The 24,885-nt window shown below is 58.8% G+C and carries 23 protein-coding genes and 1 pseudogene; 22 read left to right on the forward strand and 2 right to left on the reverse strand.

Features of this window, described 5'->3' with window-relative positions; all coding sequences use genetic code 11:
- Window positions 1–32: 32 nt before the first annotated feature.
- On the reverse strand, window positions 33–3,320 hold the full coding sequence (gene rne, locus ALO64_RS21275; protein ID WP_044343526.1) for a ribonuclease E: 3,288 nt from the start codon (window positions 3,318–3,320) through the stop codon (window positions 33–35).
- Window positions 3,321–4,046: 726 nt separating this feature from the next.
- Here rne and rluC point away from each other — a divergent pair.
- The 3 genes and pseudogenes from rluC to ALO64_RS21290 all read left to right on the forward strand — a co-directional run bounded on the left by rluC (window position 4,047) and on the right by ALO64_RS21290 (window position 6,665).
- Window positions 4,047–5,003, forward strand: a complete 957-nt coding sequence (rluC, locus tag ALO64_RS21280; protein WP_044343527.1) for a 23S rRNA pseudouridine(955/2504/2580) synthase RluC — start codon at window positions 4,047–4,049, stop codon at window positions 5,001–5,003.
- Window positions 4,993–5,655 (forward strand): HAD-IA family hydrolase, encoded by a 663-nt coding sequence (locus ALO64_RS21285; RefSeq protein ID WP_002552684.1) that lies wholly within the window; start codon window positions 4,993–4,995, stop codon window positions 5,653–5,655. The genes rluC and ALO64_RS21285 overlap by 11 nt, the downstream gene beginning before the upstream one ends.
- A 24-nt stretch (window positions 5,656–5,679) precedes the next feature.
- A pseudogene (locus tag ALO64_RS21290) lies at window positions 5,680–6,665 on the forward strand (S49 family peptidase).
- 55 nt (window positions 6,666–6,720) lie between these two features.
- Here ALO64_RS21290 and ALO64_RS21295 read toward each other — a convergent pair.
- A complete protein-coding gene (locus ALO64_RS21295; protein ID WP_002552686.1) occupies window positions 6,721–7,299 on the reverse strand; it encodes a Maf family protein in 579 nt (192 codons plus the stop codon).
- 106 nt (window positions 7,300–7,405) lie between these two features.
- On the opposite strand from ALO64_RS21295, the gene ALO64_RS21300 reads away from it, so the two are divergent.
- From ALO64_RS21300 to ALO64_RS21390, 19 genes are all read left to right on the forward strand, one after another.
- The gene (locus ALO64_RS21300; RefSeq protein ID WP_044343528.1) at window positions 7,406–7,933 is read left to right on the forward strand and encodes a YceD family protein; all 528 of its coding nucleotides are present in this window, start codon (window positions 7,406–7,408) and stop codon (window positions 7,931–7,933) included.
- 13 nt (window positions 7,934–7,946) lie between these two features.
- The gene (rpmF, locus tag ALO64_RS21305; RefSeq protein WP_002552688.1) at window positions 7,947–8,129 is read left to right on the forward strand and encodes a 50S ribosomal protein L32; all 183 of its coding nucleotides are present in this window, start codon (window positions 7,947–7,949) and stop codon (window positions 8,127–8,129) included.
- Between the two features lie 4 nt (window positions 8,130–8,133).
- On the forward strand, window positions 8,134–9,156 hold the full coding sequence (gene plsX / locus ALO64_RS21310) for a phosphate acyltransferase PlsX (protein WP_044343529.1): 1,023 nt from the start codon (window positions 8,134–8,136) through the stop codon (window positions 9,154–9,156).
- A gap of 116 nt (window positions 9,157–9,272) precedes the next feature.
- Entirely contained in the window at window positions 9,273–10,211 is a 939-nt protein-coding gene (gene fabD / locus ALO64_RS21315; RefSeq protein ID WP_032701831.1) for an ACP S-malonyltransferase, read from the forward strand.
- A 15-nt stretch (window positions 10,212–10,226) separates the two neighbouring features.
- On the forward strand, window positions 10,227–10,970 hold the full coding sequence (fabG, locus tag ALO64_RS21320) for a 3-oxoacyl-ACP reductase FabG (protein WP_003318510.1): 744 nt from the start codon (window positions 10,227–10,229) through the stop codon (window positions 10,968–10,970).
- A 191-nt stretch (window positions 10,971–11,161) separates the two neighbouring features.
- The gene (acpP, locus tag ALO64_RS21325; RefSeq protein WP_002552692.1) at window positions 11,162–11,398 is read left to right on the forward strand and encodes an acyl carrier protein; all 237 of its coding nucleotides are present in this window, start codon (window positions 11,162–11,164) and stop codon (window positions 11,396–11,398) included.
- 128 nt (window positions 11,399–11,526) lie between these two features.
- Entirely contained in the window at window positions 11,527–12,771 is a 1,245-nt protein-coding gene (gene fabF, locus ALO64_RS21330; RefSeq protein ID WP_002552693.1) for a beta-ketoacyl-ACP synthase II, read from the forward strand.
- Window positions 12,771–13,586, forward strand: coding sequence for an aminodeoxychorismate lyase (gene pabC / locus ALO64_RS21335; RefSeq protein WP_044343530.1), 816 nt, complete (start codon window positions 12,771–12,773; stop codon window positions 13,584–13,586). Before fabF ends, pabC begins: the two co-directional genes overlap by 1 nt.
- Window positions 13,587–13,589: 3 nt before the next feature.
- On the forward strand, window positions 13,590–14,714 hold the full coding sequence (gene mltG, locus ALO64_RS21340) for an endolytic transglycosylase MltG (protein WP_002552695.1): 1,125 nt from the start codon (window positions 13,590–13,592) through the stop codon (window positions 14,712–14,714).
- A gap of 22 nt (window positions 14,715–14,736) precedes the next feature.
- Window positions 14,737–15,369, forward strand: a complete 633-nt coding sequence (gene tmk / locus ALO64_RS21345) for a dTMP kinase (protein WP_002552696.1) — start codon at window positions 14,737–14,739, stop codon at window positions 15,367–15,369.
- Window positions 15,362–16,348 (forward strand): DNA polymerase III subunit delta', encoded by a 987-nt coding sequence (locus tag ALO64_RS21350; protein WP_005733914.1) that lies wholly within the window; start codon window positions 15,362–15,364, stop codon window positions 16,346–16,348. The genes tmk and ALO64_RS21350 overlap by 8 nt, the downstream gene beginning before the upstream one ends.
- A gap of 34 nt (window positions 16,349–16,382) precedes the next feature.
- Window positions 16,383–16,745 (forward strand): PilZ domain-containing protein, encoded by a 363-nt coding sequence (locus tag ALO64_RS21355; RefSeq protein WP_044343531.1) that lies wholly within the window; start codon window positions 16,383–16,385, stop codon window positions 16,743–16,745.
- Between the two features lie 14 nt (window positions 16,746–16,759).
- Entirely contained in the window at window positions 16,760–17,545 is a 786-nt protein-coding gene (locus tag ALO64_RS21360) for a TatD family hydrolase (protein ID WP_002552699.1), read from the forward strand.
- Window positions 17,546–17,903: 358 nt separating this feature from the next.
- A complete protein-coding gene (locus ALO64_RS21365) occupies window positions 17,904–18,557 on the forward strand; it encodes a LysE family translocator (protein ID WP_044343532.1) in 654 nt (217 codons plus the stop codon).
- A gap of 155 nt (window positions 18,558–18,712) precedes the next feature.
- Window positions 18,713–19,375 carry a TetR/AcrR family transcriptional regulator gene (locus tag ALO64_RS21370; protein ID WP_004657874.1) on the forward strand — a complete coding sequence of 221 codons (663 nt, stop codon included), beginning with the start codon at window positions 18,713–18,715 and terminating at the stop codon, window positions 19,373–19,375.
- A 123-nt stretch (window positions 19,376–19,498) separates the two neighbouring features.
- Window positions 19,499–20,101 carry a DUF4823 domain-containing protein gene (locus ALO64_RS21375; RefSeq protein WP_002552702.1) on the forward strand — a complete coding sequence of 201 codons (603 nt, stop codon included), beginning with the start codon at window positions 19,499–19,501 and terminating at the stop codon, window positions 20,099–20,101.
- Window positions 20,102–20,121: 20 nt separating this feature from the next.
- Window positions 20,122–20,682 carry a DUF1285 domain-containing protein gene (locus ALO64_RS21380; RefSeq protein WP_002552703.1) on the forward strand — a complete coding sequence of 187 codons (561 nt, stop codon included), beginning with the start codon at window positions 20,122–20,124 and terminating at the stop codon, window positions 20,680–20,682.
- Window positions 20,683–20,767: 85 nt separating this feature from the next.
- Entirely contained in the window at window positions 20,768–21,778 is a 1,011-nt protein-coding gene (locus ALO64_RS21385) for an aspartate-semialdehyde dehydrogenase (RefSeq protein WP_044343533.1), read from the forward strand.
- 109 nt (window positions 21,779–21,887) lie between these two features.
- Entirely contained in the window at window positions 21,888–24,716 is a 2,829-nt protein-coding gene (locus tag ALO64_RS21390) for a FimV/HubP family polar landmark protein (RefSeq protein ID WP_044343534.1), read from the forward strand.
- Window positions 24,717–24,885: the final 169 nt, after the last annotated feature.

Below are 24,885 nucleotides of genomic sequence, written 5' to 3' on the forward strand. Positions count from 1 at the left end.
TTGCACAGGCGGGGCTTTTTCATGGGGCGGAGTTAGACGAGTGGTTTAGGCTCGTTTTCTTTCTCGGCCTCATGTTGCGGTTTGACTGCTGGTTGCTCAGTCGCCGCTTCTTCAGTCTTTTCCTCGATAGCCTGAGAAGGCTGGACCGATTCTGCTTCAGCGGCAACAGGTGCTGCTTCGGCGATGACTGGAGTGCTGGCCGCAGCGGCTTCCTGCTGACGGCGTGCTTCTTCTTCACGCTTGCGACGACGAACTTCACGAGGATCGTTCGGTGCACGGCCGGTGCTGCTGACCGGTGCGACCTGTGTTTCCACGATCACAGGTTGTTGCTCTGCAGGTGCAGGCGCTGCTTCTTCGACGGCCTTGGGCGCGACGTAAGGAGCAGGCTCCTCCTTCACGACGACAGGCTCGGCAGCAGTAGCAGCAGGCGTTGGCAGTTCGGACGATTCAGTGGCTGGCACTTCTTCATGAGCCGCTGCTTCGACCGGCGCTTGTGGCGCTGGCTCTGGCGTTGGTGTGAACGGCACGACGCGCTCTGCATGCGGCGCTTCGAACAGCTCGGTCTGCGCGGCAATGGCAGGTGCTTCGACCGCAGCAGGTTGAACCTCTACTTCCGGAGCCGGTTTGGCGACTGGCGCATTATCCGCAACCGGCGCTTCAACAGCAGGCACTTCAACGACCGGTTCTGCTGCTGCCGGAGTTTCTGGAGTGGATGCTTCAATTGCCGGTGCGTCAGCTTCCGGTGCCTTGGCGGTATTGGCTTCGGCAACAGGCGCTTGCTGCGCAGGCTCTACGGCTGGAGCGTCTACAGCAGTGCTGTTGGCTCGCTCGGCCTGCTGGTGTGCATCGGCTTCTGCTGTGGCGCTGATCACGCCGCCAGCCGCAGCTGCTGCGGTGAATCCCAGGCCAGCCGACAGATCGGTGGCGCTGCTGCCTTGTTCAGCATTTTCTGCCGAGCCGTTTTCTTCGGAACCGTTTTCTTCAGAGCCTTCGATCACGTTGCCATTGGCATCACGTTGACGCTCACGACGGTTGCTGCGACGACGCTGGCCACGGGAGCGGCGGCGAGGGCGGTCGCCTTCGCTACCGTCGTTGCCTTCCTGGTTCTCGTCATTGATCTGCTCTTCGTTGAGCAGCACTTCCTCTTCGCTCACGGCAGCCGCGGCCTGTTCGGCGCGTGGTTGACGTTCTTCGCGAGGCGCGCGCGGCTGGCGTTCTTCGCGTGGTGCGCGTTCAGGACGCTCTTCACGAGCAAGGTTTACGGCAGGGGCTGCATCCAGAGGCTCGCGCAGTTCGCGGACCGGACGATCTTCGCGTGCTTCACGTGGCTTGCGCTCGCGGGAAGTACGGGCTGGACGCTCTTCACGTGGTGCTGAATCCTCGCGGGCTTCACGCGGTTCGCGAACGGTACGCTCTTCACGAGGTGCGCGTTCTTCACGAGGTGCACGTTCCTCGCGGGGGGCGCGTTCTTCACGAGGCTTGCGCTCTTCGTCACGACGGTTGTTACGGCCACGGCTCTGTTGGCGACCGTTGCGGCGTTCCTCGTTACGGGCCGGACGCTGTTCGGCAGCAGGTTTTTCAACCACTACCGGAGCGGCAGGCTCTTCCTTGGTCGCAAACAGGCTGACCAGGGATTTCACCAGGCCCTTGAACAGGCTCGGCTCGTGAGCGACCGGTGCAGGCGTTGGGGCAGGCGCAACGGCTTCTACCGGAACCGGCGCATTGGCACGAGCAGGTGCAGTCTTGACGGCTGCTTCCTGGCGAACAAGAGTGCGGGTTGCGGCAGCCAGCGGGGCGATTTCTTCCACTTCGGCTGCAGCCGCGGCGATTTCGTAGCTGGTCTGGCTGTTGTGTGCTTCCGGGCTGTCATCACGCAGACGCTGAACTTCGAAGTGCGGGGTTTCCAGCTGGTCGTTCGGCAGGATGATGATGCGCGCACGGGTGCGCAGTTCGATCTTGGTGATCGAGTTGCGTTTCTCGTTGAGCAGGAACGCAGCGACCGGGATCGGCACCTGAGCGCGCACTTCTGCAGTGCGGTCTTTCAGGGCTTCTTCTTCGATCAGGCGCAGAATGGCCAGAGAAAGCGATTCGACGTCACGGATGATGCCGGTTCCATTGCAGCGAGGGCAGACGATGCCGCTGCTTTCGCCCAACGATGGGCGCAGACGCTGGCGGGACATTTCCAGCAGGCCGAAGCGTGAAATGCGACCGATCTGAACGCGGGCGCGGTCGGCTTCCAGGCTTTCGCGGACTTTTTCTTCCACGGCGCGCTGGTTCTTGGCCGGTGTCATGTCGATGAAGTCGATGACGATCAGGCCGCCGATGTCGCGCAGACGCAATTGACGGGCGATTTCCTCAGCCGCTTCAAGGTTGGTCTGCAGGGCGGTTTCTTCGATGTCGCTGCCTTTGGTGGCACGCGCCGAGTTGATGTCGATGGACACCAGGGCTTCGGTCGGATCGATGACGATGGAGCCGCCGGAAGGCAGTTCGACCACGCGCTGGAAGGCGGTTTCGATCTGGCTTTCGATCTGGAAGCGGTTGAACAGTGGAACGCTGTCTTCGTACAGTTTGATCTTGCTGGCGTACTGCGGCATCACCTGGCGGATGAAGGTCAGGGCTTCTTCCTGGGCTTCGACGCTGTCGATCAGGACTTCGCCGATGTCCTGACGCAGGTAGTCACGGATGGCGCGGATAATGACGTTGCTTTCCTGATAGATCAGGAAAGGGGCCGAACGGTCCAGGGACGCTTCCTTGATGGCGGTCCACAGTTGCAGCAGGTAATCGAGGTCCCACTGCATTTCCTCGCTGCTGCGGCCCAGGCCGGCAGTACGAACGATCAGACCCATGTCGGCTGGAGCGATCAGGCCGTTGAGGGCTTCACGCAGTTCGTTGCGCTCTTCGCCTTCGATACGGCGCGAGATGCCACCGGCGCGAGGGTTGTTCGGCATCAGGACCAGATAACGGCCTGCCAGGCTGATGAAGGTGGTCAGGGCTGCGCCCTTGTTGCCACGCTCTTCTTTCTCGACCTGAACGATGACTTCCTGGCCTTCGCTCAGGACGTCCTTGATGTTGACGCGGCCTTCAGGGGCTTTCTTGAAGTACTCGCGGGAGATTTCCTTGAGGGGCAGAAAGCCGTGGCGCTCAGAGCCGAAATCGACAAAGGCAGCCTCAAGGCTGGGTTCGATGCGAGTGATTCGGCCTTTATAGATGTTGGCCTTCTTCTGCTCGCGTGCACCTGACTCGATGTCCAGGTCGTAGAGGCGCTGGCCGTCTACCAGTGCAACACGCAACTCTTCGGGTTGAGTTGCGTTAATCAGCATTCTTTTCATGTAGTACCGTCGGTTTCCGGGCTGCCGGAAACGGCGTTCGGCACACACGACTTCTCACGGTCGGTGTCAGGGCACGTCAGGAGTGGTTGGACACTCCAGTGTCTAGCGAGGTCCTCGCCCAGAGGGGGCGGAGGGTCGCGACGACGTTTCCTGCTTGCTGTGGTGGCATAAGACACCCTTTTCAGCAAAAGCTTTGTCAGGAGGAGGAATCGACCATCGGTAGCGGACGAGATGAAGCGTCTAGAACAAGCCTTGTGCTACACAGTCCGATGGTTGTGCGTCTCCACCCTACACGTATCCCTGATAATTCGGGTGCTGCCGCGCGCAGAATCCGCAGCGGGTTGGCATTTACCGCGATCTTCGATAGGGAAGGTCGCGCATCATGGCTTGAGGCGTTGTTCCCGAAGCATTCGCTCGTAGCGTCTGAAAGCGACTGCACTTTGTGAACTGGCAATGAACTGTCCGCACCGGCAGCGAGCTGTCTGCTCTGCTGTCAGGCGTGTTTCCGGCCTCATGTCACCTGCGCTCGTTACGTTTTCAGCGTGCTCCGTTGTCACCGAACACTGCGTAGGACGGCCTCCCGTCCTTGTGAATTGCGTTGGTCAGGGCCGGTTGTCAACCGTTGGTCCGCTGTCCGGCCGCTTTTGGCGGCGTTCGCGACTATAGCAGCAATCATTAAGTGCTTCAAATCCATAAAAAATTGTTATCATTTGCGGCATGACGAATATTGCCCCTCCAACCCCCGGCGTCCAGCTGGTTGAGGTTGCCCCGGAACTTGCCGGTCAACGCATCGATAATTTTCTGATCACTTATCTCAAGGGTGTGCCCAAAACCTTGATTTACCGCATTTTGCGCAAAGGCGAAGTGCGTGTGAACAAGGGGCGGATCAAGCCGGAGTATAAGTTGCAGGCAGGCGATATCGTGCGCATTCCTCCAGTACGCGTGCCTGAGCGCGACGAGCCGGTGCCGGTTGCGCAGGCTCTGCTGCAGCGCCTCGAGGCTGCGATTGTCTACGAAGACAAGGCGCTGATCGTGCTCAACAAGCCTGCGGGTATCGCTGTGCATGGCGGCAGCGGCCTGAGTTTCGGGGTAATCGAAGCATTTCGTCAGTTGCGTCCGGATGCCAAGGAGCTCGAACTGGTGCACCGTCTCGATCGCGACACGTCCGGTCTGCTGATGATTGCCAAGAAACGCAGCATGCTGCGTCATCTGCACGAAGCCCTGCGCGGCGACGGCGTCGACAAGCGCTACATGGCGCTGGTCCGCGGTAACTGGGCAACGGCTCAGAAACAGGTGCGTGCGCCGCTGATGAAAAGCAATCTGCGCTCCGGCGAGCGCATGGTCGAAGTGAATGAAGAGGGCAAGGAGGCTCTGACGATCTTCAAGGTACTGCGTCGTTTCGGTGACTTTGCCACAATGGTCGAAGCCAAGCCGGTGACCGGGCGCACGCACCAGATCCGCGTGCACACGCTGCATGCGGGGCACGCCATTGCAGGCGATACCAAATACGGTGACGAGAATTTCAGTCGCGAGATTCGTGATCTGGGCGGCAAGCGTCTGTTCCTGCACGCCTATATGCTGACGGTACCGATGCCCGATGGCAGCAAACTGAATGTGCAGGCGCCTGTGGACGAAATGTGGGCCAGGACAGTGGAGCGTTTGAGTGCGCCGTAATTACGACCTGTTGATTTTCGATTGGGACGGCACGCTGGCCGACTCTGTGGGGCGAATTGTTCTGGCCATGCGTACCGCGGCTATCGAGACTGATCTGGAGGTTCGTGATGATCCGGCGATCAAGGGCATTATCGGTCTGGGTCTGCCCGAGGCGATTCGAACCCTTTATCCGCAGATCAGCGACAGTCAGGTGATCGACTTTCGGCAACGCTACGCTGACAGCTACATGGCCATGGATAACGTGCCTTCGCCGCTGTTCGAGGGCGTTCTGGAGTCGATGCAGGCGTTTCGCGAGGACGGCTATCGTCTGGCGGTCGCTACCGGCAAGGCGCGCCGTGGGCTGGATCGGGTGCTGCAGGCCAATGGCTGGGGAGATTACTTCGATGCCACCCGGGCTGCCGACGAAACCGCCAGCAAGCCGGACCCGCTGATGTTGAACGAGATCATGGCGCATTGTGATGTTGCGCCGCAGCGTTCGTTGATGATCGGCGATGCGTCATTCGATCTGCTGATGGCCCGCAACGCAGGTATGGATTCGGTTGCGGTGGGTTATGGCGCTCAGTCGCTGGAGTCGTTGCGCCAGTTTCAGCCACGATTGGCTATTGAGCATTTTTCCGAGCTGCGCACCTGGTTGAATGGGCGCGGCGTCTAGTTTTAGGGTTGGAGTGATTGGAACATGTCTGACGAATGGAAGGCACCCGTCTCGCAAAGCGCGGACGAGGGCATCAATGGCAAGGAAGAAGCAAAAAGCTGGAAACTTCTGGAAAAGACGCTGCTGGCCAGTGTTCAGGAGCAGCGTCGTGCGCGTCGCTGGGGGATCTTCTTCAAGCTGCTGACGTTCGCGTTTCTGTTCGTTGCAGTGGTCGTTCCGATGCTGGATTTCGAAGGTGGTACATCGCGCCGCTCCAGCCACACCGCGCTGATTGATGTGCAAGGGGGGATTGCCGACAAGGAGTCGGCCAGTGCCGAGAATATCGTCACGGCGCTGCAGAAGGCGTTCGAGGATGAGAAAACCAAGGGCGTGATTCTGCGTATCAACAGCCCGGGCGGCAGTCCTGTGCAGTCGGGCTATGTCTATGACGAAATCCGTCGTCTGCGTGCTGCAAAGCCGGACATCAAGGTGTATGCGGTCATTACCGACCTGGGTGCTTCGGGTGCTTATTACATCGCCAGTGCCGCTGACCAGATTTACGCCGACAAGGCCAGTCTGGTGGGTTCGATCGGTGTGACGGCGGCGGGGTTCGGGTTTGTCGGTGCCATGGACAAGCTCGGCGTTGATCGTCGTACCTACACATCGGGCGAGCACAAGGCATTCCTTGATCCGTTCCAGCCGCAGAAGGCTTCTGGCAAGGTGTGCTGGACACAACGCATCGTCAGTTCATTGCCAGCGTCAAGCAGGGTCGTGGCGATCGTCTGAAGGACAAGGATCATCCCGAGCTGTTTTCGGGGTTGATCTGGACCGGTGAGCAGGCCGTTGCGCTCGGTCTGGTGGACGGTCTTGGCAGCGCCAGTTATGTCGCGCGGGATGTGATCAAGGAAAAGGATATCGTCGAATATACCGTCGAAGAGTCGCCTTTCGACCGCTTTTCGAAAAAGCTGGGCACCAGTATCGCTGAGCGCATTGCCATGCTGGTCGGCTTCAACGGTCCAAGCCTGCGCTGACGGCTTGATGCAGAAATGAAGAACCCGGCCAATGGCCGGGTTCTTTGTCTGAGCGTCAGGGTACGCTGACCCCTTCCTTTATTAGCATGTCCACAAGGCGTATCAGTGGCAGGCCGATCAGGCTGGTCGCGTCGCTGCCTTCGGTGCTGCGAAACAGGCTAACCCCCAACCCTTCAGCCTTGAAGCTGCCGGCGCAGTCATAAGGTTGCTCTGCATGCAGATAGCGTTCGATGCTGGCTTGATCGAGTTCGCGCATGTGCACGGTAAAGGGTACGCAATCGACCTGATGCTCGCCTGTCGAGCTATTAAGCAGGGCCAGTCCGGTCAGGAAGGTTACGCTGGTGCCACTGGCAGCCGTCAGTTGCTCAAGTGCGCGCTCGAAGGTATGTGGCTTGCCGAGTATCTGCCCGTCTAGGACGGCAACCTGATCGGAGCCAATGATCAGGTGATGCGGATATTCGCCCGCCAGCGCCTCGGCTTTCTTTAAGGCAAGGCGTCGAACGAGGTCGTGTGCGGTTTCGTCCGGTCGGTGACTTTCATCAATGTCCGGGGACTTGCAGGTGAATGGCAGGCGCAGGCGAGTGAGTAGTTCGCGCCGGTATGAAGAGCTGGAGGCAAGGAGCAGGGATGGCATGCGGTTCTCCGTAGGCTGAGCGTCGATTCTAAAGAGTGGCCGGAGTGACGAACAGGCCTGAATTTCCTTTGACATGCCAAGGGGGCATCCCTAGAATGCTGCGCCTATGTTGAATGACCCGATTCCATCTCACGTTGACCCGCGCAAATTGTCTGATCGCGGCACTACCCTTCAGGGTGAAGTGCTGCTGGGCGATTTGAAGAGACTCTGCGACCCGCTTGCCGATACTGTCGGTACGGTGCAGGCGAAATTCGTTTTTGAGCGTGACGAACGCCGTTCTGTGGTTATCCACAGTTCGATAGACGTCCCGGTCAAGATGGTTTGCCAGCGTTGTCTTGAGCTGGTGACCCTGCCGATCCACAGCGAATTCAGTCACGCCGTGGTGAAGGAGGGTGCGAATACCCAGTCGTTACCGAAAGGTTATGACGTGCTGGAACTGGGCGAAGATCCTTTGGATCTGCTGGCATTGATCGAGGAGGAGCTATTGCTCGCCTTGCCCATTGTGCCTGCTCATCATCCTGAAGAATGCCAGCAACCGGCGGGTCTCGATGAGCCCGAACCGAGCGTGGACGAGGTAACGCGGTCCAACCCGTTCAGTGTATTGGCGCAGTTAAAGCGTGACCCAAACGTTTAGGAGTTAATCAATTATGGCTGTTCAGCAGAACAAAAAATCCCGCTCTGCCCGTGACATGCGTCGTTCGCACGACGCTCTTGAGGCAAGCACTCTGTCGGTAGAAAAGACCACTGGTGAAATTCACCTGCGTCACCACGTATCGCCAGAAGGCGTATACCGTGGTCGTAAAGTGATCGACAAGGGCGCTGACGAGTAATTTCTTGTCCGCTCCGATCATCGCGATCGACGCAATGGGCGGGGACTTTGGTCCCCGCAACATTGTTCAGGCAAGCCTCGCGTGCCTGACAGCTACGCCCTCGCTTCATCTGGTCCTCGTCGGCCAAGCCTCCCTGATTGAAGAACTCATTGCCCGTCATGGTGCTGTGGATCGCTCGCGCCTGCGTGTCGTAAACGCCAATGAAGCCATTGCAATGGACGAGCGCCCGTCCCAGGCCCTGCGTGGCAAGCCTGACTCGTCCATGCGCGTTGCGCTTGAGCTTGTTGCGAGCGGGCAGGCCCAGGCATGTGTCAGCGCTGGTAATACCGGTGCGCTGATGGCGCTTTCGCGGTTTGTGCTCAAGACCTTGCCCGGTATCGACCGTCCCGCGATGATCGCAGCCATTCCCACCCGGTCTGGCCATTGCCAGTTGCTCGACCTGGGTGCGAACGTCGATTGCAGCGCCGAGGCGCTTTATCAGTTTGCGGTAATGGGCTCTGTTCTTGCCGAGACCCTGGGTGTCACAAAACCCAGGGTTGCCTTGCTTAACGTGGGCACGGAAGACATCAAGGGCAATCAGCAGGTCAAGCTTGCCGCTGGTCTTCTGCAGGCAGCCCTGGGGCTCAACTACATTGGCTACATCGAAGGCGACGGTTTGTACCGGGGTGAGGCTGACGTTGTGGTGTGTGATGGCTTTGTCGGCAATGTACTGCTCAAGTCGAGCGAAGGTCTGGCGACCATGATTGCCGCCAGAATCGATACACTGTTCAACCGCAATTTGCTAAGCAGGGCTGTCGGAGCATTGGCGTTGCCGTTGCTCAAGCGACTGCAGACTGATCTGGCACCTGCTCGTCATAATGGCGCGAGCTTGCTCGGGTTGCAGGGGGTTGTGGTGAAAAGCCACGGTTCGGCCAGTGTTTCAGGGTTCCAGAGTGCGATTCAGCGAGCGATCGTTGAATCCCGTGAAAACCTGCCGCAGCGCCTGAAGGGGCGGCTTGAATTGCTTCTCCAGAACGGCGGAGCCTGAAAATGTGACGCATCAGACTGGTCAGTCATCCAACCGATCAGTCATGTAAATTTGAATACCCGCGTTCGGCCTGTCCGGACGCCCATTTTGGCGACAATAATTCAGAGGCTTGTCAAATGTCTGCATCCCTCGCATTCGTCTTTCCGGGTCAAGGATCGCAATCTCTCGGCATGCTCGCCGAGCAAGGCGCGCAACATCCGTTGATTCTCGACACTTTCGAGCAGGCTTCCGAAGCCCTTGGCTATGACCTGTGGGCGTTGACCCAGAGCGGTCCTGTCGAGTTGCTCAATCAGACCGACAAGACCCAGCCTGCCATTCTGACTGCTTCCATAGCCTTGTGGCATGTGTGGCTGGCTGAGGGCGGCGCCGTTCCTGCGTTCGTCGCAGGTCACAGTCTGGGTGAATACAGTGCGCTGGTAGCTGCGCAAAGCCTGAGCCTGGCTGATGCGGTAAAGCTCGTCGAGCGTCGTGGCCAGTTGATGCAGGAAGCGGTGCCGGCCGGTCAAGGCGGCATGGCCGCTATTCTGGGTCTTGATGACGCCGACGTTATCGCTGCCTGTGCCGAAGCCGCGCAGGGCGAAGTTGTCAGTGCGGTGAATTTCAACTCGCCGGGCCAGGTGGTGATCGCCGGTTCCGCCGAGGCCGTCAAGCGCGCCATGGAGCTGTGCAAGGCGCGGGGGGCCAAGCGTGCATTGCCGTTGCCGGTCAGCGTGCCGTCGCACTGCGAACTGATGCGCCCGGCCGCCGAGCGTTTCGCCGAGGCTGTTGAAGCCATTGAATGGCAGGCACCTGAAATCGCATTGGTACAGAACGTCAGCGCCAGCGCGGTCAGTGATCTGGCGACGCTCAAGCGTGACTTGCTGGAACAGTTGTACAAGCCGGTTCGCTGGGTTGAATCCATTCAATGTCTGGCCAGCCGTGGTGCGAACCAGCTTGTGGAATGTGGGCCGGGCAAAGTCCTGGCCGGTCTGAACAAGCGTTGCGCCGAAGGCGTGATTACTTACAACCTTGATACCCCGGACGCCTTTGCCGCCGCGCGCGCGGCACTGGCCTGATTAGGAGAAGCCTGTATGAGCCTTCAAGGTAAAGTTGCACTGGTAACCGGTGCGAGTCGCGGTATTGGTCAAGCCATCGCCCTGGAATTGGGTCGCAATGGTGCTGTCGTTGTGGGCACCGCGACCTCTGAGTCCGGCGCCGAGCGCATCAGTGCGACGTTCAAGGAGAACGGCATCGAAGGCTTTGGCCTGATGCTCGATGTCTGCGATGCCGAGTCCGTGAATTCGGTCCTGTCGACCATTCAGGAGCGCGTCGGTGCACCGTTGATTCTGGTCAATAATGCCGGCATCACACGTGATAATCTGATGATGCGCATGAAAGATGACGAATGGTATGACGTCGTCAACACCAACCTGAACAGCCTTTTCCGCCTTTCCAAGGGTGTTTTGCGCGGCATGACCAAAGCGCGTTGGGGCCGTATTATCAGCATTGGTTCGGTTGTGGGTGCCATGGGCAACGCCGGTCAAGTAAACTATGCTTCCGCGAAGGCCGGGCTGGAAGGTTTCAGCAGGGCTCTGGCCCGTGAAGTGGGTTCGCGGGCAGTAACCGTTAATTCGGTTGCGCCCGGTTTCATCGACACCGATATGACGCGTGAGCTGCCTGAGGCTCAGCGTGAGTCACTGATTACCCAGATACCCCTGGGCCGTCTGGGGCAGGCTGAAGAGATTGCGCATGTAGTCGCTTTTCTTGCCTCCGAAGGCGCAGGGTACGTTACCGGGGCCACAATCCCTGTTAACGGCGGCATGTACATGAGCTAATGTGACCACCTGTTTCAAAAAAATGTCATACGAGCTGTCTAAAATCCGTTATAAAGCTGCAATCTATGCATGGGCAAAGGTACGGTTGGGCATAAGGGAAGAGCGTTAAGCTTGAAATTCGCAAAACCTCTTCTATACACTTACCCACTGGCCAGATGCCTGAACATTTCCACTAGGAGTTAAAACTAGGTATGAGCACCATCGAAGAGCGCGTCAAGAAAATCGTTGCAGAGCAACTTGGCGTCAAATCAGAAGAGGTTGTCAACACTGCTTCTTTCGTTGAAGACCTGGGCGCTGACTCCCTGGACACTGTCGAGCTGGTAATGGCTCTGGAAGAGGAATTCGAGACCGAAATCCCTGACGAAGAAGCGGAAAAGATCACTACCGTTCAAGCAGCAATCGACTACGTCACTAGCCACCAGGCTTAAGATTTGTAATCGCTGACTGCTGTCACGGGAAAACCGCACTGCTTTAACCGGCGTGCGGTTTTTTCTTTAGAAAATGCTGTGATTGTTCGTAACTGATTGTTCCGTAAACAAGAGAGAAGGAGAGTCCTGTGTCGCGTAGACGCGTCGTGGTCACCGGGATGGGCATGCTTTCGCCACTGGGCAATGACGTGCCCAGCAGTTGGCAGGGCATTCTGGCGGGCCGCAGTGGCATTGGCCTTATCGAGCACACGGACTTGTCGGCCTTCACCACCCGTTTCGGCGGTTCGGTCAAGGGTTTCAACGTCGAAGAATACCTCGCGCCCAAAGAAGCGCGTCGGCTCGATCTCTTCATTCAGTATGGCCTCGCGGCCAGCTTTCAGGCGGTGCGTAATGCAGGCCTCGAAGTCACTGATGCAAATCGTGAACGCATCGGCGTCGCGATGGGTTCGGGTATCGGTGGTCTGACCAATATCGAAAACAGCAGTCGTCTGCTGCACGAGCAAGGGCCAGGACGGATTTCTCCGTTTTTCGTGCCGGGCTCGATCATCAACATGATTTCCGGTTTCCTGTCTATCCATCTGGGTGCACAGGGGCCTAATTACTCCATCGCCACGGCTTGCACCACGGCGACCCACTGCATCGGCATGGCGGCTCGCAACATCGCCTATGACGAAGCGGACGTGATGATTGCCGGTGGCGCTGAAATGGCTGCCTGTGGCCTGGGGCTGGGTGGTTTCGGTGCCGCGCGTGCGCTGTCGACCCGCAACGACGACCCGACCCGTGCCAGTCGTCCCTGGGACAAAGGCCGTGATGGTTTCGTCCTGTCCGACGGTGCGGGTGCGATGGTGCTTGAAGAACTTGAGCACGCCAAGGCGCGTGGTGCGACCATCTACGCTGAGCTGGTCGGGTTCGGCATGAGCGGCGATGCCTATCACATGACCTCGCCACCTGATGACGGTGCCGGTGCTGCACGCTGCATCGTCAATGCGTTGCGTGACGCCAAGGTCAATGCCGATCAGGTTCAGTACATCAACGCACACGGTACGTCGACGCCTGCGGGCGATCTGGCCGAGGCTTCTGCGATCAAGTCGGTATTTGGCGATCATGCCTACAAGCTGGCTGTCAGTTCGACCAAGTCGATGACCGGCCACCTGCTGGGTGCTGCTGGTGCTGTCGAGGCGATCTTCAGTGTTCTGGCAATGGTTGATCAGGTGGCTCCGCCGACCATCAACCTGGATGAGCCAAGCGAAGGCTGCGATCTGGATTTCGTGCCTCACGAAGCGCGCCGCATGCCGATCGACGTCGTTCTGTCGAACTCCTTCGGCTTCGGTGGCACCAACGGCTCGCTGGTATTCCGTCGGTTCGCCGAGTAATGCCCGCCTGGGTCGATGGCTGCCCCGCAGACGCCTTGTCCCTCAAGGACCGGGGGCTGGCCTACGGCGATGGAGTGTTTGAAACCATCGTCGTCAAGGCCGGGCAGCCATTGCTCCTGGAGCGCCATCTGCAGCGTCTCGAAAACGGATGCGCGCGCTTGTCGATCGCAACCGATCATGCGCTTATCCGTGCAGAAATGACCCGCTTCGCTGCAGAGCTTGGCGATGGGGTCATGAAGCTGGTCCTTACCCGCGGCGACAGCCAGCGCGGTTACGCTCCAGCCTCCAATGCCCAATCGCGTCGAATCCTGCAGGGCGGCTCTGCGCCAGCCTATCCGGGTGTGCATGCCGAGCAGGGCGTGCGCCTGTTTGCCTGCCAGACGCGTCTGGCGGAACAGCCGCTTCTGGCTGGACTCAAGCATCTGAATCGCCTGGAACAGGTGCTGGCCCGCTCGGAATGGAGCGATAGCGAGCATGCCGAAGGCTTGATGCGCGATACCTCCGGGCGATTGATCGAGGGTGTCTACAGCAATCTGTTTCTGGTAAGCCAGGGCCGCCTGCTGACTGCCGATCTGAGCCGCTGCGGGGTAGCGGGGGTGATGCGTGCCGAGTTACTGGATCAGGCACGAAACCTGGGACTGGTTGTCGATATCCGTGATTTGCACCTGTCCGACCTTGAATCGGCGGACGAAGTGTTTCTATGCAATAGCGTCTACGGCGTCTGGCCGGTTCGCGGCTTTACAGTCTTGAGCTGGCCGGTCGGGCCGCTCACCCGTAAACTGCAAGGTATTGCTCGCACCCTTCTGGATATCTGATTTGTGATCCGAAAAATATTGGTGTTGCTGGAAACAGCTGTCGTTCTGGCAGGCCTTCTGCTCGGCTTTGCGTTCTGGCAGCAACATCAGGCGCTGAACCAGCCGCTCGAAGTCGCTCAGGAGCAACTGCTGGATGTCCCGGCCGGCTCAACGCCGACCGGTGTGCTTAATCGACTGCAGGCCGATGGCGTGATCAAGGACGCCTTCTGGTTGCGCCTCTACTGGCGTTTCAACCTCTCCGGACAGGCACTGCACAGCGGCGAATACCGCATGGTGCCGGGCATGAACGTCAAGGGGCTGTTCGACGTCTGGAAGCGCAAGGAGGTTGTGCAATACAGCCTGACGCTGGTCGAGGGCTGGAATTTCCGTCAGGTGCGTGCTGCGCTGGCCAAACAGGCCAAGCTCGATCAAACGCTGGCTGGCTTGTCCGACGGCGAGCTGATGGCAAAAATCGGCCATCCCGATGTATTCCCTGAAGGGCGTTTCTTTCCTGACACCTATCGCTATGTGCGCGGCATGACCGATGCCGAATTGCTCAGGCAGGCTTACAGTCGTCTGGAAGAAGTGCTGGATGAAGAATGGAACGCCAGGTCGTCTGAGGCTCCGTATTCCAATCCTTATCAGGCCCTGATCATGGCGTCGCTGGTCGAGAAGGAAACCGGCGTACCTCAGGAGCGCGGCCAGATTGCGGGTGTATTCGTGCGTCGCTTGAAGCTGGGCATGCAGTTGCAGACTGATCCGACCGTGATCTATGGCATGGGCGAGCGCTACAACGGCAAGTTGACCCGGGCCAATCTCAAGGAACCCACGCCTTACAATACCTACGTGATAGCCGGTATGCCGCCGACACCGATTTCACTGGTGGGGCGCGAGGCGATTCATGCCGCGCTCAACCCGGTAGCGGGCAGCAGCCTGTATTTCGTAGCCAAGGGGGACGGCAGCCATGTGTTCTCGGACGATCTGGATGCCCATAACTCAGCGGTGCGTGACTATCAGCTCAAGCGCCGCGCAGATTATCGCTCCAGCCCGGCACCTGCTGCACCGGCACCATCAACTGATTCTCCCTCTTCAGAGCCCGAGCCTGCGACTGCAACGGATGCCCCTCAGCCCGAGCCGAATGCGCAATGATGGCAATAATTAAGGATTACCTGTGACTGGCTTGTTTATCACCCTTGAAGGTCCGGAAGGTGCTGGCAAAAGTACCAATCGCGAATACCTGGCGGCACAGCTGCGCGCGCAGGGCGTTCAGGTATTGCTGACCCGCGAGCCGGGCGGCACTCCGCTGGCCGAGCGCATTCGCGAACTGCTGCTGGCTCCCAGTGATGAAGCCATGAGTGCCGACACCGAACTGCTGCTGGTGTTTGCCGCGCGCGCACAACACCTGGCCGAGGTCATTCGCCCGGCTCTGGCGCGTGGCGAGGTGGTGCTTTGTGATCGGTTTACCGATGCAACCTACGCGTATCAAGGTGGTGGCCGCGGCTTGTCTCAGCAGCGTATTGCCGTGTTGGAAGAGTTTGTTCAAGGCGATCTGCGGCCTGATCTGACGCTGGTGTTTGACCTGCCGGTGGAAATCGGTCTGTCACGTGCCGCAGCACGTGGCCGACTCGATCGCTTCGAGCAGGAAGGCCGGGCTTTCTTCGACGCGGTGCGCTCGACTTATCTGCAGCGGGCGAAGGCGGATCCTGCGCGGTATCGTCTGGTGGACGCGGCCCAGCCGCTGGCTGACGTTCAGGCTTCCCTTGATGCATTGCTGCCGCAGTTGCTGGAGCTGCGACGTGGCTGAAGCCTACCCCTGGCAGGCATCACTCTGGCAGCAGATGGCCGGTCGTGCTCAGCACGCTCATGCCTATCTGCTGCACGGTCCGGCTGGTATCGGCAAGCGGGCACTGGCCGAGCGCCTGATGGCCAGCCTGCTGTGCAAGGCTCCCGAAGCGCTTGAGGCCTGCGGGCATTGCAAATCCTGCCTGCTGCTGGCGGCTGGCAGTCATCCGGACAACTATGTGCTGGAGCCGGAAGAAGCAGACAAGCCGATCAAGGTTGATCAGGTCCGTGACCTGGTGAGCTTTGTGGTGCAGACCGCCCAGATGGGCGGTCGCAAGGTGGTGCTTGTCGAGCCGGTGGAAGCGATGAACATCAACGCTGCCAATGCCTTGTTGAAGAGTCTTGAGGAGCCGTCGGGCAATACCGTTCTATTGCTGGTCAGCCATCAGCCGAGCCGCTTGCTGCCAACGGTAAAAAGTCGCTGTGTGCAGCAGGCCTGCCCATTGCCCAGTGAGCAGATGAGTCTGGACTGGCTGGGCAATGCCCTGCCTGATTGCACGCAGGAAGAACGCTTCGAATTGCTGACGCTGGCAGCGGGGTCGCCGCTGGCTGCCGTGGCACTTTACACGCAAGGCGTTCGCGAACAACGCGCGCTGGTGGTGGATGGCGTCAAGAAGCTACTCAAGCAACAGCAATCGGCTACCCAGCTGGCCGAAGGCTGGAAGGATATCCCGTTGTTATTGTTGTTCGACTGGTTCTGTGACTGGTCGCACCTGATCCTGCGCTATCAGATGACGCAGGACGAGGAAGGCCTTGGTCTTGGCGACATGCGCAAGGTCGTTCAATACCTGGCGCAGAAGTCTTCTCGCGCAAAAGTGCTGGAGATCCAGGACTGGATTCTGGCACAGAGGCAAAAAGTCATGTCCAAGGCCAATCTAAACCGGGTCTTGCTGCTTGAAGCATTGCTGGTGCAGTGGGCAGGCCTGCCGGGACAGGCGTAGACTCGGCGTTATCCGGAACCGTTGAGGTGTTGTCATGAGTCTGCCGCTGAACACAGGTCCACGTAATGGCATTCTGTCCCTGACCATCAAGGACAAATCCGTGCTTTACGCTGCCTACATGCCATTCATCAGAAACAGAAACGGCGGGCTGTTCATCCCCACCAGCAAAAGCTACAAGCTGGGTGATGAAGTGTTCATGCTGCTCAATCTGATGGACGAACCGGAGAAGGTTCCGGTGGCTGGCCGCGTCGCCTGGATTACGCCAAAAGGTGCGCAGGGCAACCGGACTGCCGGTGTCGGCGTGCAATTCAATGATGGCGACAATACCGCGCGCAATCTGATCGAAACTCATCTGGTCGGTGCTCTGAAGTCCGATCGTCCAACCCATACGATGTAGTTGTGTTTTAACCCATGCTTGTAGACTCCCATTGTCACCTTGATCGCCTTGACCTTGCCCAGCACGACGGTTCGCTGGATGCAGCCCTTGAAGCCGCTCGGGGCAGAGGGGTCGGGCATTTTCTATGTATCGGTGTCAGCGCCGACAATGCAGGCGCGGTCAAGGCGCTCGCCGAGCGCTACGCCGATGTCGACTGCTCGGTAGGCATTCATCCGCTGGACGTGAAGCCCGGTGAGATGCCGCCTCTGGACTGGTTGCTCAAGGAGCTGGATCACCCGCGAGTGGTGGCGATAGGTGAAACCGGTCTGGACTATCACTACGAACCCGAAGCTGCCGAGCTGCAGCAGGCTTCTTTTCGGTTGCACCTGGAGGCAGCCAGTGTCACTGGCAAGCCGGTGATCATCCATACCCGTGGCGCGCGCGCCGATACATTGAGCCTTCTGCGTGATGCGGCGCTGCCTCAGGCGGGCGTTCTGCATTGCTTTACCGAAGACTGGGAGATGGCCAGGGCGGCGCTGGATATGGGTTACTACATCTCGCTGTCCGGCATCGTGACCTTTCGCAACGCCGACGCCCTGCGGGATGTCGCAAGGCAAGTCCCCGCTGACCGGCTGCTGGTCGAAACCGATTCCCCGTACCTTGCGCCTATCCCTTATCGGGGCAAACCGAATCTGCCGCAGTACGTACGCGAAGTTGCCGAGTTTCTGGCGATGCTACGGGGCGAGTCCTACGAACATTTCGCCGAGCAGACCACCGCTAACTTCGCTCGCCTGTTCCCGCTGGCGCATGTTCAACGCTGAGTGGCGTACACGTTGACTGACGGCAAATCGCGGGCAAAAAAAACCCGGATTCTGGGGGGGTGAAGCCGGGTTAAGACCATTAGGAGTAAAACAAAGGCACGCTAGTCCTTAGGCACCTTTACTGGCGAGTCATTTGGGGAATGATGACCCGTCAGTGGCTTAAGTATTGCCCAGCATGGCGTACCGTCCAGTGCCTTGTGATCGTTTTTTAAACAGTTTTGGAATACTAAAGCGATTCTTGAGTCCTTGATGAGCACTTTTTGCCGGACGGGATACAAGGCCATCGCATCAAATTTGCCCGTGTACGCCAGCAGGTCAGGCATGCCGAGGTTTTTCAGTGCCTGGTCGGAGTGTTCGAGTGGAGTTTTCCAACGGTTTTCTACTGAGTCTGTCGTTATGCCTGGATATTGGCCTGGCAAACATAGCCATGATCACGCTGTCCATGCAGCGCGGCTTTTCCAAGGGGCTGTGGCTTGGGTTGGGAACCTGTGTCGGCGATCTGGCCTATGCGGTCCTGGCCATGCTCGGCATGGCGGTGCTGCTGCAATATGAAGCCGTACGCTACGTGCTCTGGCTCGGCGGTACGGCGGTGTTGGCCTGGTTCTGCTTCAGGATGGTCATGAGTGCCACCGCGGTCAGTGCCGGCCTCGATAATCAGGATGTTCAATCGGAAAAATCCAGCCTGGCGTTGTTCCTGCGCGGAATTTTTCTGGCGATGTCATCACCCAGCGCCATTCTCTGGTTTGCTGCAGTCGGCGGTGCGCTGATTGCTCGACAGGGTTCTGATCTTGCCAGTGCCTCGACCTTTCTTGCCGGGTTCGTTGCGGCGGGCGTGGTCTGGTCGATCTCGCTGTGTGCGCTGGCACATCAGGGTGGGCGTTTCATGGGGGAGCGTATGTTGCGCTGGTCCTACATTGCCTCGGCGCTGATCTTTGCCTATTTCACGTTGTATGTAGTGATCACGGGTTACCTGGAGTTTGTTGCTGCATCCCTGGTACTGCCTGCGTCGTAGCATACCGTCGTGTGTTCGGTTTGCGAAGCGGACGCCAAAATGCGAATTTTTCGCCGGTTTCGTTCATAAAGGTCGACAAGTAAGGATGATCCGTGCAATTTAGCGCCGATTGGGCATAATACCCGGCTTCGATTTCGATCCTGACAGACCTCTCTATGCAGAAAGAACCTCGTAAGGTCCGTGAATTTCGCCGCCGTGAGCAGGAAATTCTCGACACCGCGCTAAAGCTGTTCCTGGAGCAGGGCGAAGACAGCGTCACTGTCGAGATGATCGCGGACGCCGTCGGCATTGGTAAAGGCACCATCTACAAGCACTTCAAGTCCAAGGCAGAAATCTATCTGCGCCTGATGCTCGACTATGAGCGGGACCTGAACGAGCTGCTGCACTCCGCTGATGTCGACAAGGACAAGGAGGCACTCTCACGTGCCTACTTCGAATTCCGTATGCGTGATCCGCAGCGCTATCGCCTGTTCGACCGCCTGGAGGAAAAAGTGGTCAAGGGCAATCAGGTGCCCGAGCTGGTCGAAGAGCTCCACAAGATCCGCGCCTCCAACTTCGAACACCTGACCCTGCTGATCAAAGGCCGCATCACCGAAGGCAAGCTCGAAGATGTCCCGCCTTACTACCACTACTGTGCCGCCTGGGCGCTGGTGCATGGCGCCGTTGCGCTGTACCACTCGCCGTTCTGGAGCAATGTGCTGGAAGATCAGGAAGGCTTCTTCCACTTCCTCATGGACATCGGCGTGCGTATGGGCAACAAGCGCAAGCGCGATGCCGACGTCATCGCCGAGCCCAAACCCGACCCTGCTACGGAATAACGCCCCGGCCCGGTCTTGAGCATCTGCTTCAAGGCTTTGGTGCCTGCTGTGCCAGAGATGGCGCGGAAGCTGCATCCGACGACCATTCGCCGGTTTTCCGTCACCGGTATTTGGGAGGGGATGATGCGTAGCCTGGTTATGCTGCTCGCGCTTTTGGCGTTGAGTGGCTGCATGAAAGTCAGTGACATGGGCGAGGGGGTTCGCGAGCAATTCAGCGATGCGGGTCTGCTCGATCACAGCGACACTCGCCGTACTGCCAACTGGCGTGTGCAGCCCGACTCGTTCATTTATATCGCGCAAGGTGCCTTCGTGCCGCCAGGCAATGCCTATCCGCGGCCCAATGTGGTGGCTGAAGAGGCATTCAAGGGGTTCATCGAGTACTTCCCGATGGTCCGCCGTGCCCGTGGGCCAATGGGCCTGGATGAGGCCATGATCGAGGCGCGCAGTGCAGGCGCACATTATTTGCTCTACACCCGTTTTGCCAAGGCCGATGATCGCATCGGCACCGGCGATCAGTGGGCCGATCAGGAAGCCGTGGACCGTCTGGGTGTCGACAGCGGTGTCATTCAACTGATGCTGATCGAAACCAGCACCCGTTACCTTATCGACAGCGCGCGCATTCGCAGCCGTGGCGGATTGCTGACGCTTTACGACAAAAGCCCCGAAGATTTGCTGGGTCCGCCTCTTGAGGACTACGCTCGTACCTTATTGGGCGTCGAACGTTAAGCCAGCGTCAGGAGAGTGGAGTGACCGATTCAAACAAGGCGGGTGATCTGTTTGCGCAGATCCCCAAAACCAAGGGGTTGCCGCCTGTTCATTTGTGGAATCCGGATTTCTGTGGCGATATCGACATGCGTATCGCCCGAGACGGGACATGGTATTACCTGGGCACGCCGATCGGCCGCAAACCAATGGTCAGGTTGTTCTCGACGATCATGCGTCGCGACGGCGATGACTATTTTCTGATTACCCCTGTCGAGAAAGTCGGCATCAAGGTCGATGACGCGCCTTTTGTCGCCGTAACCCTTGAGGTGCTGGGAGAGGGTGAGGGTCAGGTGCTGCGCTTCCTGACCAATGTCGAGGATCAGACTGAAGCGGGGCCGGAGCACCCTTTGCGGGTTGTGACAAACCCTGATACTCAGGAGCCAGCGCCGTATATCCATGTGCGGAGCAATCTTGAGGCGCTGATTCACCGCAATGTCTTTTATCAACTGGTCGAGCTGGCGGTCTCCCGCAAGATCGACGGGCAGCGCTGGCTGGGTGTCTGGAGTCATGGCGTGTTTTTTCCGGTGGGTCTTGAACCTTGAAAAACACGGCTATTTGCCGGCTTGAATTGCCTGTCGCCAGTGCGACAGTTAAAGTGCCGCTCCCTGATTTCCCTGAGGTTTTTGCATGAGCCAGTCCTTTGATATCGCCGTAATCGGCGCAACCGGTACTGTCGGCGAAACCGTTGTCCAGGTGCTGGAGGAGCGCAACTTCCCGGTCGGCAGTCTGCACCTGCTGGCAAGTATCGAGTCTGCGGGTCACTCGGTGCCGTTTCGGGGCAAGAATGTACGCGTACGGGAAGTCGATGAGTTCGACTTCAGCAAGGTGCGCCTGGCATTCTTCGCCGCTGGCCCGGCGGTAAGCCGCAGTTACGCCGAAAAGGCCGTGGCGGCGGGGTGCTCGGTCGTCGACTTGTCCGGTGCATTTCCCGTCGTGCAGGCACCTAATATCGTGCCGGAAATAAATGCTACGCTTTTGCACAGCGGCGCGGCCGCCTCTCTGGTGGCCAGCCCGAGCGCCTCTGCCACTGCGGTCGCACTGGCTTTGGCGCCGTTGCGCGGGTTGATCGATATCCAGTCGGTGACAGTAACGGCCTGTCTGGCGGTCTCCGCACTCGGGCGCGAAGGCGTCAGTGAGCTGGCGCGTCAGACTACCGAGCTATTGAATGTCCGCCCGCTGGAAACCCGCTTTTTTGATCGTCAGATGGCGTTCAACGTACTGGCCCAGGTCGGGACGCCTGACGAGTCGGGGCATTTGCCGCTGGAAAGGCGTCTGGTCGATGAATTACGCGAACTGCTGACGCTGCCATTGCTCAAAGTGTCTGCTACCTGCATTCAAGTGCCGATGTTTTTTGGCGACAGCTTTACCGTAACGCTGCGCACCGCAGGTTCGGTCGATGTTGCGGCGATCAATGCGGCACTCGAGTCTGCCGCCGGAATCGAACTGGTCGATGAGGGTGATTACCCTACGCCAGTGGGTGATGCCGTAGGGCAGGACGTGGTTTATGTGGGGCGCGTTCGGGCGGGAATTGACGATCCCGAGCAGCTGAATCTGTGGCTGACGTCAGATAATGTACGAAAAGGCGCTGCGCTCAATGCTGTGCAGGTTGGTGAATTGTTGATAAAAGACTATGTGTAAAAGATACTTGGCAACAATTTGAATAATTGTTTTAGCGGCGATACGCCTTACACCCAAATGCAGGACTACCTCCCCGGATCTCGGGGAATCTTTAAACAAGGGATGGGCTATGGTTCAGGTTCGTAAACTGGTATTAGCAATCGCTGCGGCTTCAGCGCTGTCATCGGGTATGGCGCAGGCGCTGGGGCTCGGGGAATTGTCGGTCAAGTCGACCCTGAATCAGCCCCTGGTAGCGGAAATAGAGTTGACTGAGGCGCAGGGGCTTAACGCAACGCAAGTTGTGCCGAGCCTGGCGACCACTGCTGACTTCGCTCAGGCGGGCGTTACCCGTCAGGCATTTCTCAACGATCTCACTTTTACCCCGGTTATCAACGCCAGCGGTAAAAGTGTCCTGCGCATTACTTCCAGCAAGCCGGTGCGCGAGCCTTACGTGAAGTTCCTGGTTCAGGTGCTCTGGCCAAATGGCCGGTTGCTGCGTGAATACAGCCTTCTGCTCGATCCACCGAAGTTTTCTCCAGAGGCCGCCGCTGCGGCTGCCGCCCCGGCACCAGCTGCTGCTCCTGCCGCACCCGCGCAACTGGCGACAGTCGCGCCGTCGACAGAGGCTGCGGCACCCGAGGCTCCAGCACCTGCCGCCAGTGCGCCGGTATTGCCGCCGCCAGCCGCGGACAAACAGGCACAATATGTCACCGCCAATAACGATACGTTGTGGGAAATTGCCGCGAAGGTACGTACTGGCGGCACTGTCCAGCAAACCATGCTGGCCATTCAGGCGTTGAACCCGGAAGCCTTCATCGGCGGCAACATCAACCGCTTGAAGAAGGGGCAGGTGCTGCGCCTTCCGACTCCGCAGCAAACCACCGCGTTGCCACAACCGCAGGCAGTTGCAGAAGTTTCCCGGCAGTACAGCGCCTGGCGTGAAGGCCGTCGCCTGCCTGCCGGCACGCGCCAGGTCGATGCCACCCGCCGTGATCGCGCTGGCGCTGCTCCTTCAAAGGTCGATACCTCCGACAACCTGAGCCTGGTTTCGGCAAGCGGCAAGCCTGCGGCAAAAGGTGCAGCGGGTGACAGTGATCTTGGCAACAAGCTGGCGGTGGCTCAGGAAGCTCTGGACACCACGCGCCGTGACAATGCCGAGCTGAAAAGCCGCATGAACGACCTGCAAAGCCAGCTCGACAAGCTACAGCGACTGATTGAGCTGAAAAACGGTCAGTTGGCCAAAATGCAGGCCGCCGGTGCAGCTGTGCCTCCGGCTGCTGCCATCCCGGAAGCCACCACGCCTGCAAATGCGGCAGTGCCTGCTTCGCTGGTCGATGCCAATGGAGCTCCGGTCAAACCGGCTGGGGAGATTGCTCCTGAGGATGCATTGCCGGCAGGTGCCGCCGAGGTTGCGACTCCTGCAGCCGATCAGCCGCTGGCTGTGGAGTCGGTGGCTGCAGCCGAAGATGAAGACGTGCTGCAGAAAATCCTCAACAACCCGGTACTGCTTGGCCTGATCGGCGGTGCCGTATTGTTGATTCTGGCCTTGTTGCTGTTGTTCCTGGCGCGTCGTCGCGCTGCGAAGGCCGAAGCCGAGAAGCACAAGCGTATGGCGCGTGCTCTGGCTGAGGAGTCGGATTTTGTTTCAGACATGGACATGAATGCACCGCCAGCCAGCTTCGATGGCCTGGACGTGCCACCACCGAACGTTCGCATGGGGGCTGCTGGTGCCGCCGCTGCCACCGCCGCTCGCGAACGTCCTGCCGATCCGCTGCTTCAGGCCGAGATCCATATTGCTTACGGGCGCATGAATCAGGCTGTCGAACTGCTTGAAGAAGCAGTGAAGGAAGATCCGAAGCGCGATGATATTCGCCTCAAGCTGATGGAAATCTACGCCGAGCAGGGTAATAACAAAGCTTACGCCGCCCACGAACGCAAACTGGTGGCAGCGGGAAAGCGTGAAGCTGAGGTCGAGCAGCAGGAAGAACTTAACTCGACCCTGAAGCCGGTAGCGCCTGTTGCTGCGCCAGCGGTTTCTGAATCTGCTACTGCGTCGGCTGCTCCGGCAGTGGCCGCGGCGGCAGCTGCCAGTGCTGCTGCGCTGGTTGCAGAGCTTGACGCCAAGTATGTTGAAGAGCTGTTGGCCGATGATTCGGCAGAGCAAGAGGTTGAACCTGAGCCTGAAGTCGCTGTAACAGCAGATCCCGAGCCCGCACCTGAAGTGGTTACGCCGCTGGCCGCTGAACCTGCTGAAGAAGCGGACCCGTTCGATCACGATTTTGACTTGAGCCTGGATGAATTCGAAGAAGCGCCCACGCCTGAAGTCACCACTGTGAACGAGCTTGACGACCTGATGCTGGATGAGCCGAAGGTGCAGGCAGCAGCGGATGACGAGGAGCTGAGCTTCGAGTCGATCATGCAGCAACAAGAAGAGGCCCGTGCGGCGACTACGCCGGAAGACCTTGCCGACTTCGATCTGGACCTGTCCGAAGAAGATCCGGCGCTCAAGAACGAAGATGACTTCCTGCTCGGCCTTGGCAGTGACCCGCTTGATCTGGGTGAAACGCCGTCTGTGCCGCCTGTCAGTGATGACCTTGAGCTTCCGGAAGACTTTGATCTTTCGCTGGCGGACGAGATTGAAACCGATCAGGCCAGTCAGGCATTCGCGACCGAAATCGACGACGTCAATGCCGAGCTGGACCGGCTTTCGCAGAATCTCGAGCATCCGCCCCTCGATGAACCAAGGTTCACGGCCGAAGATGCCGCGGCACTGGAAGACGAGCCGGACTTCGACTTCATGGCCGGTACTGACGAAGCCGCGACCAAGCTTGATCTGGCGCGCGCCTATATCGACATGGGCGATGCAGACGGTGCCCGGGATATTCTTGACGAAGTGGTCACCGAGGGCGATGACGGACAGAAAAGCGAAGCGCGGGAGATGCTTTCGCGGCTGGCCTGATCCCCCTAAGGCAACAACCTGCAAACGGCCGCTTATGCGGTCGTTTGCATTTCAATCGCCCGGCTTGGTAGCGTGTTTTTCTTGCGGCCGTATAATGACCGACTTTTTGCGAACCGACAGGCTGTACCACTTTGGCGAACATAGACAACCCGGCAGCCGAAATGGCTGA

Source organism: Pseudomonas meliae (genome assembly GCF_001400515.1).
Taxonomy (GTDB): Bacteria; Pseudomonadota; Gammaproteobacteria; order Pseudomonadales; family Pseudomonadaceae; genus Aquipseudomonas; species Aquipseudomonas amygdali.

Excerpts from the sequence above, each read along its gene's own strand:
- pabC (WP_044343530.1), top strand. The coding sequence starts at position 12,771 with ATGCCCGCCTGGGTCGATGGCTGCCCCGCAGACGCCTTGTCCCTCAAG.
- acpP (WP_002552692.1), top strand. The coding sequence starts at position 11,162 with ATGAGCACCATCGAAGAGCGCGTCAAGAAAATCGTTGCAGAGCAACTT.
- rne (WP_044343526.1), bottom strand. The coding sequence starts at position 3,320 with ATGCTGATTAACGCAACTCAACCCGAAGAGTTGCGTGTTGCACTGGTA.
- ALO64_RS21295 (WP_002552686.1), bottom strand. The coding sequence starts at position 7,299 with ATGCCATCCCTGCTCCTTGCCTCCAGCTCTTCATACCGGCGCGAACTA.
- rpmF (WP_002552688.1), top strand. The coding sequence starts at position 7,947 with ATGGCTGTTCAGCAGAACAAAAAATCCCGCTCTGCCCGTGACATGCGT.
- ALO64_RS21360 (WP_002552699.1), top strand. The coding sequence starts at position 16,760 with ATGCTTGTAGACTCCCATTGTCACCTTGATCGCCTTGACCTTGCCCAG.
- rluC (WP_044343527.1), top strand. The coding sequence starts at position 4,047 with ATGACGAATATTGCCCCTCCAACCCCCGGCGTCCAGCTGGTTGAGGTT.
- ALO64_RS21375 (WP_002552702.1), top strand. The coding sequence starts at position 19,499 with ATGCGTAGCCTGGTTATGCTGCTCGCGCTTTTGGCGTTGAGTGGCTGC.
- ALO64_RS21300 (WP_044343528.1), top strand. The coding sequence starts at position 7,406 with ATGTTGAATGACCCGATTCCATCTCACGTTGACCCGCGCAAATTGTCT.
- ALO64_RS21355 (WP_044343531.1), top strand. The coding sequence starts at position 16,383 with ATGAGTCTGCCGCTGAACACAGGTCCACGTAATGGCATTCTGTCCCTG.
- ALO64_RS21390 (WP_044343534.1), top strand. The coding sequence starts at position 21,888 with ATGGTTCAGGTTCGTAAACTGGTATTAGCAATCGCTGCGGCTTCAGCG.
- ALO64_RS21370 (WP_004657874.1), top strand. The coding sequence starts at position 18,713 with ATGCAGAAAGAACCTCGTAAGGTCCGTGAATTTCGCCGCCGTGAGCAG.
- fabG (WP_003318510.1), top strand. The coding sequence starts at position 10,227 with ATGAGCCTTCAAGGTAAAGTTGCACTGGTAACCGGTGCGAGTCGCGGT.
- ALO64_RS21385 (WP_044343533.1), top strand. The coding sequence starts at position 20,768 with ATGAGCCAGTCCTTTGATATCGCCGTAATCGGCGCAACCGGTACTGTC.
- fabD (WP_032701831.1), top strand. The coding sequence starts at position 9,273 with ATGTCTGCATCCCTCGCATTCGTCTTTCCGGGTCAAGGATCGCAATCT.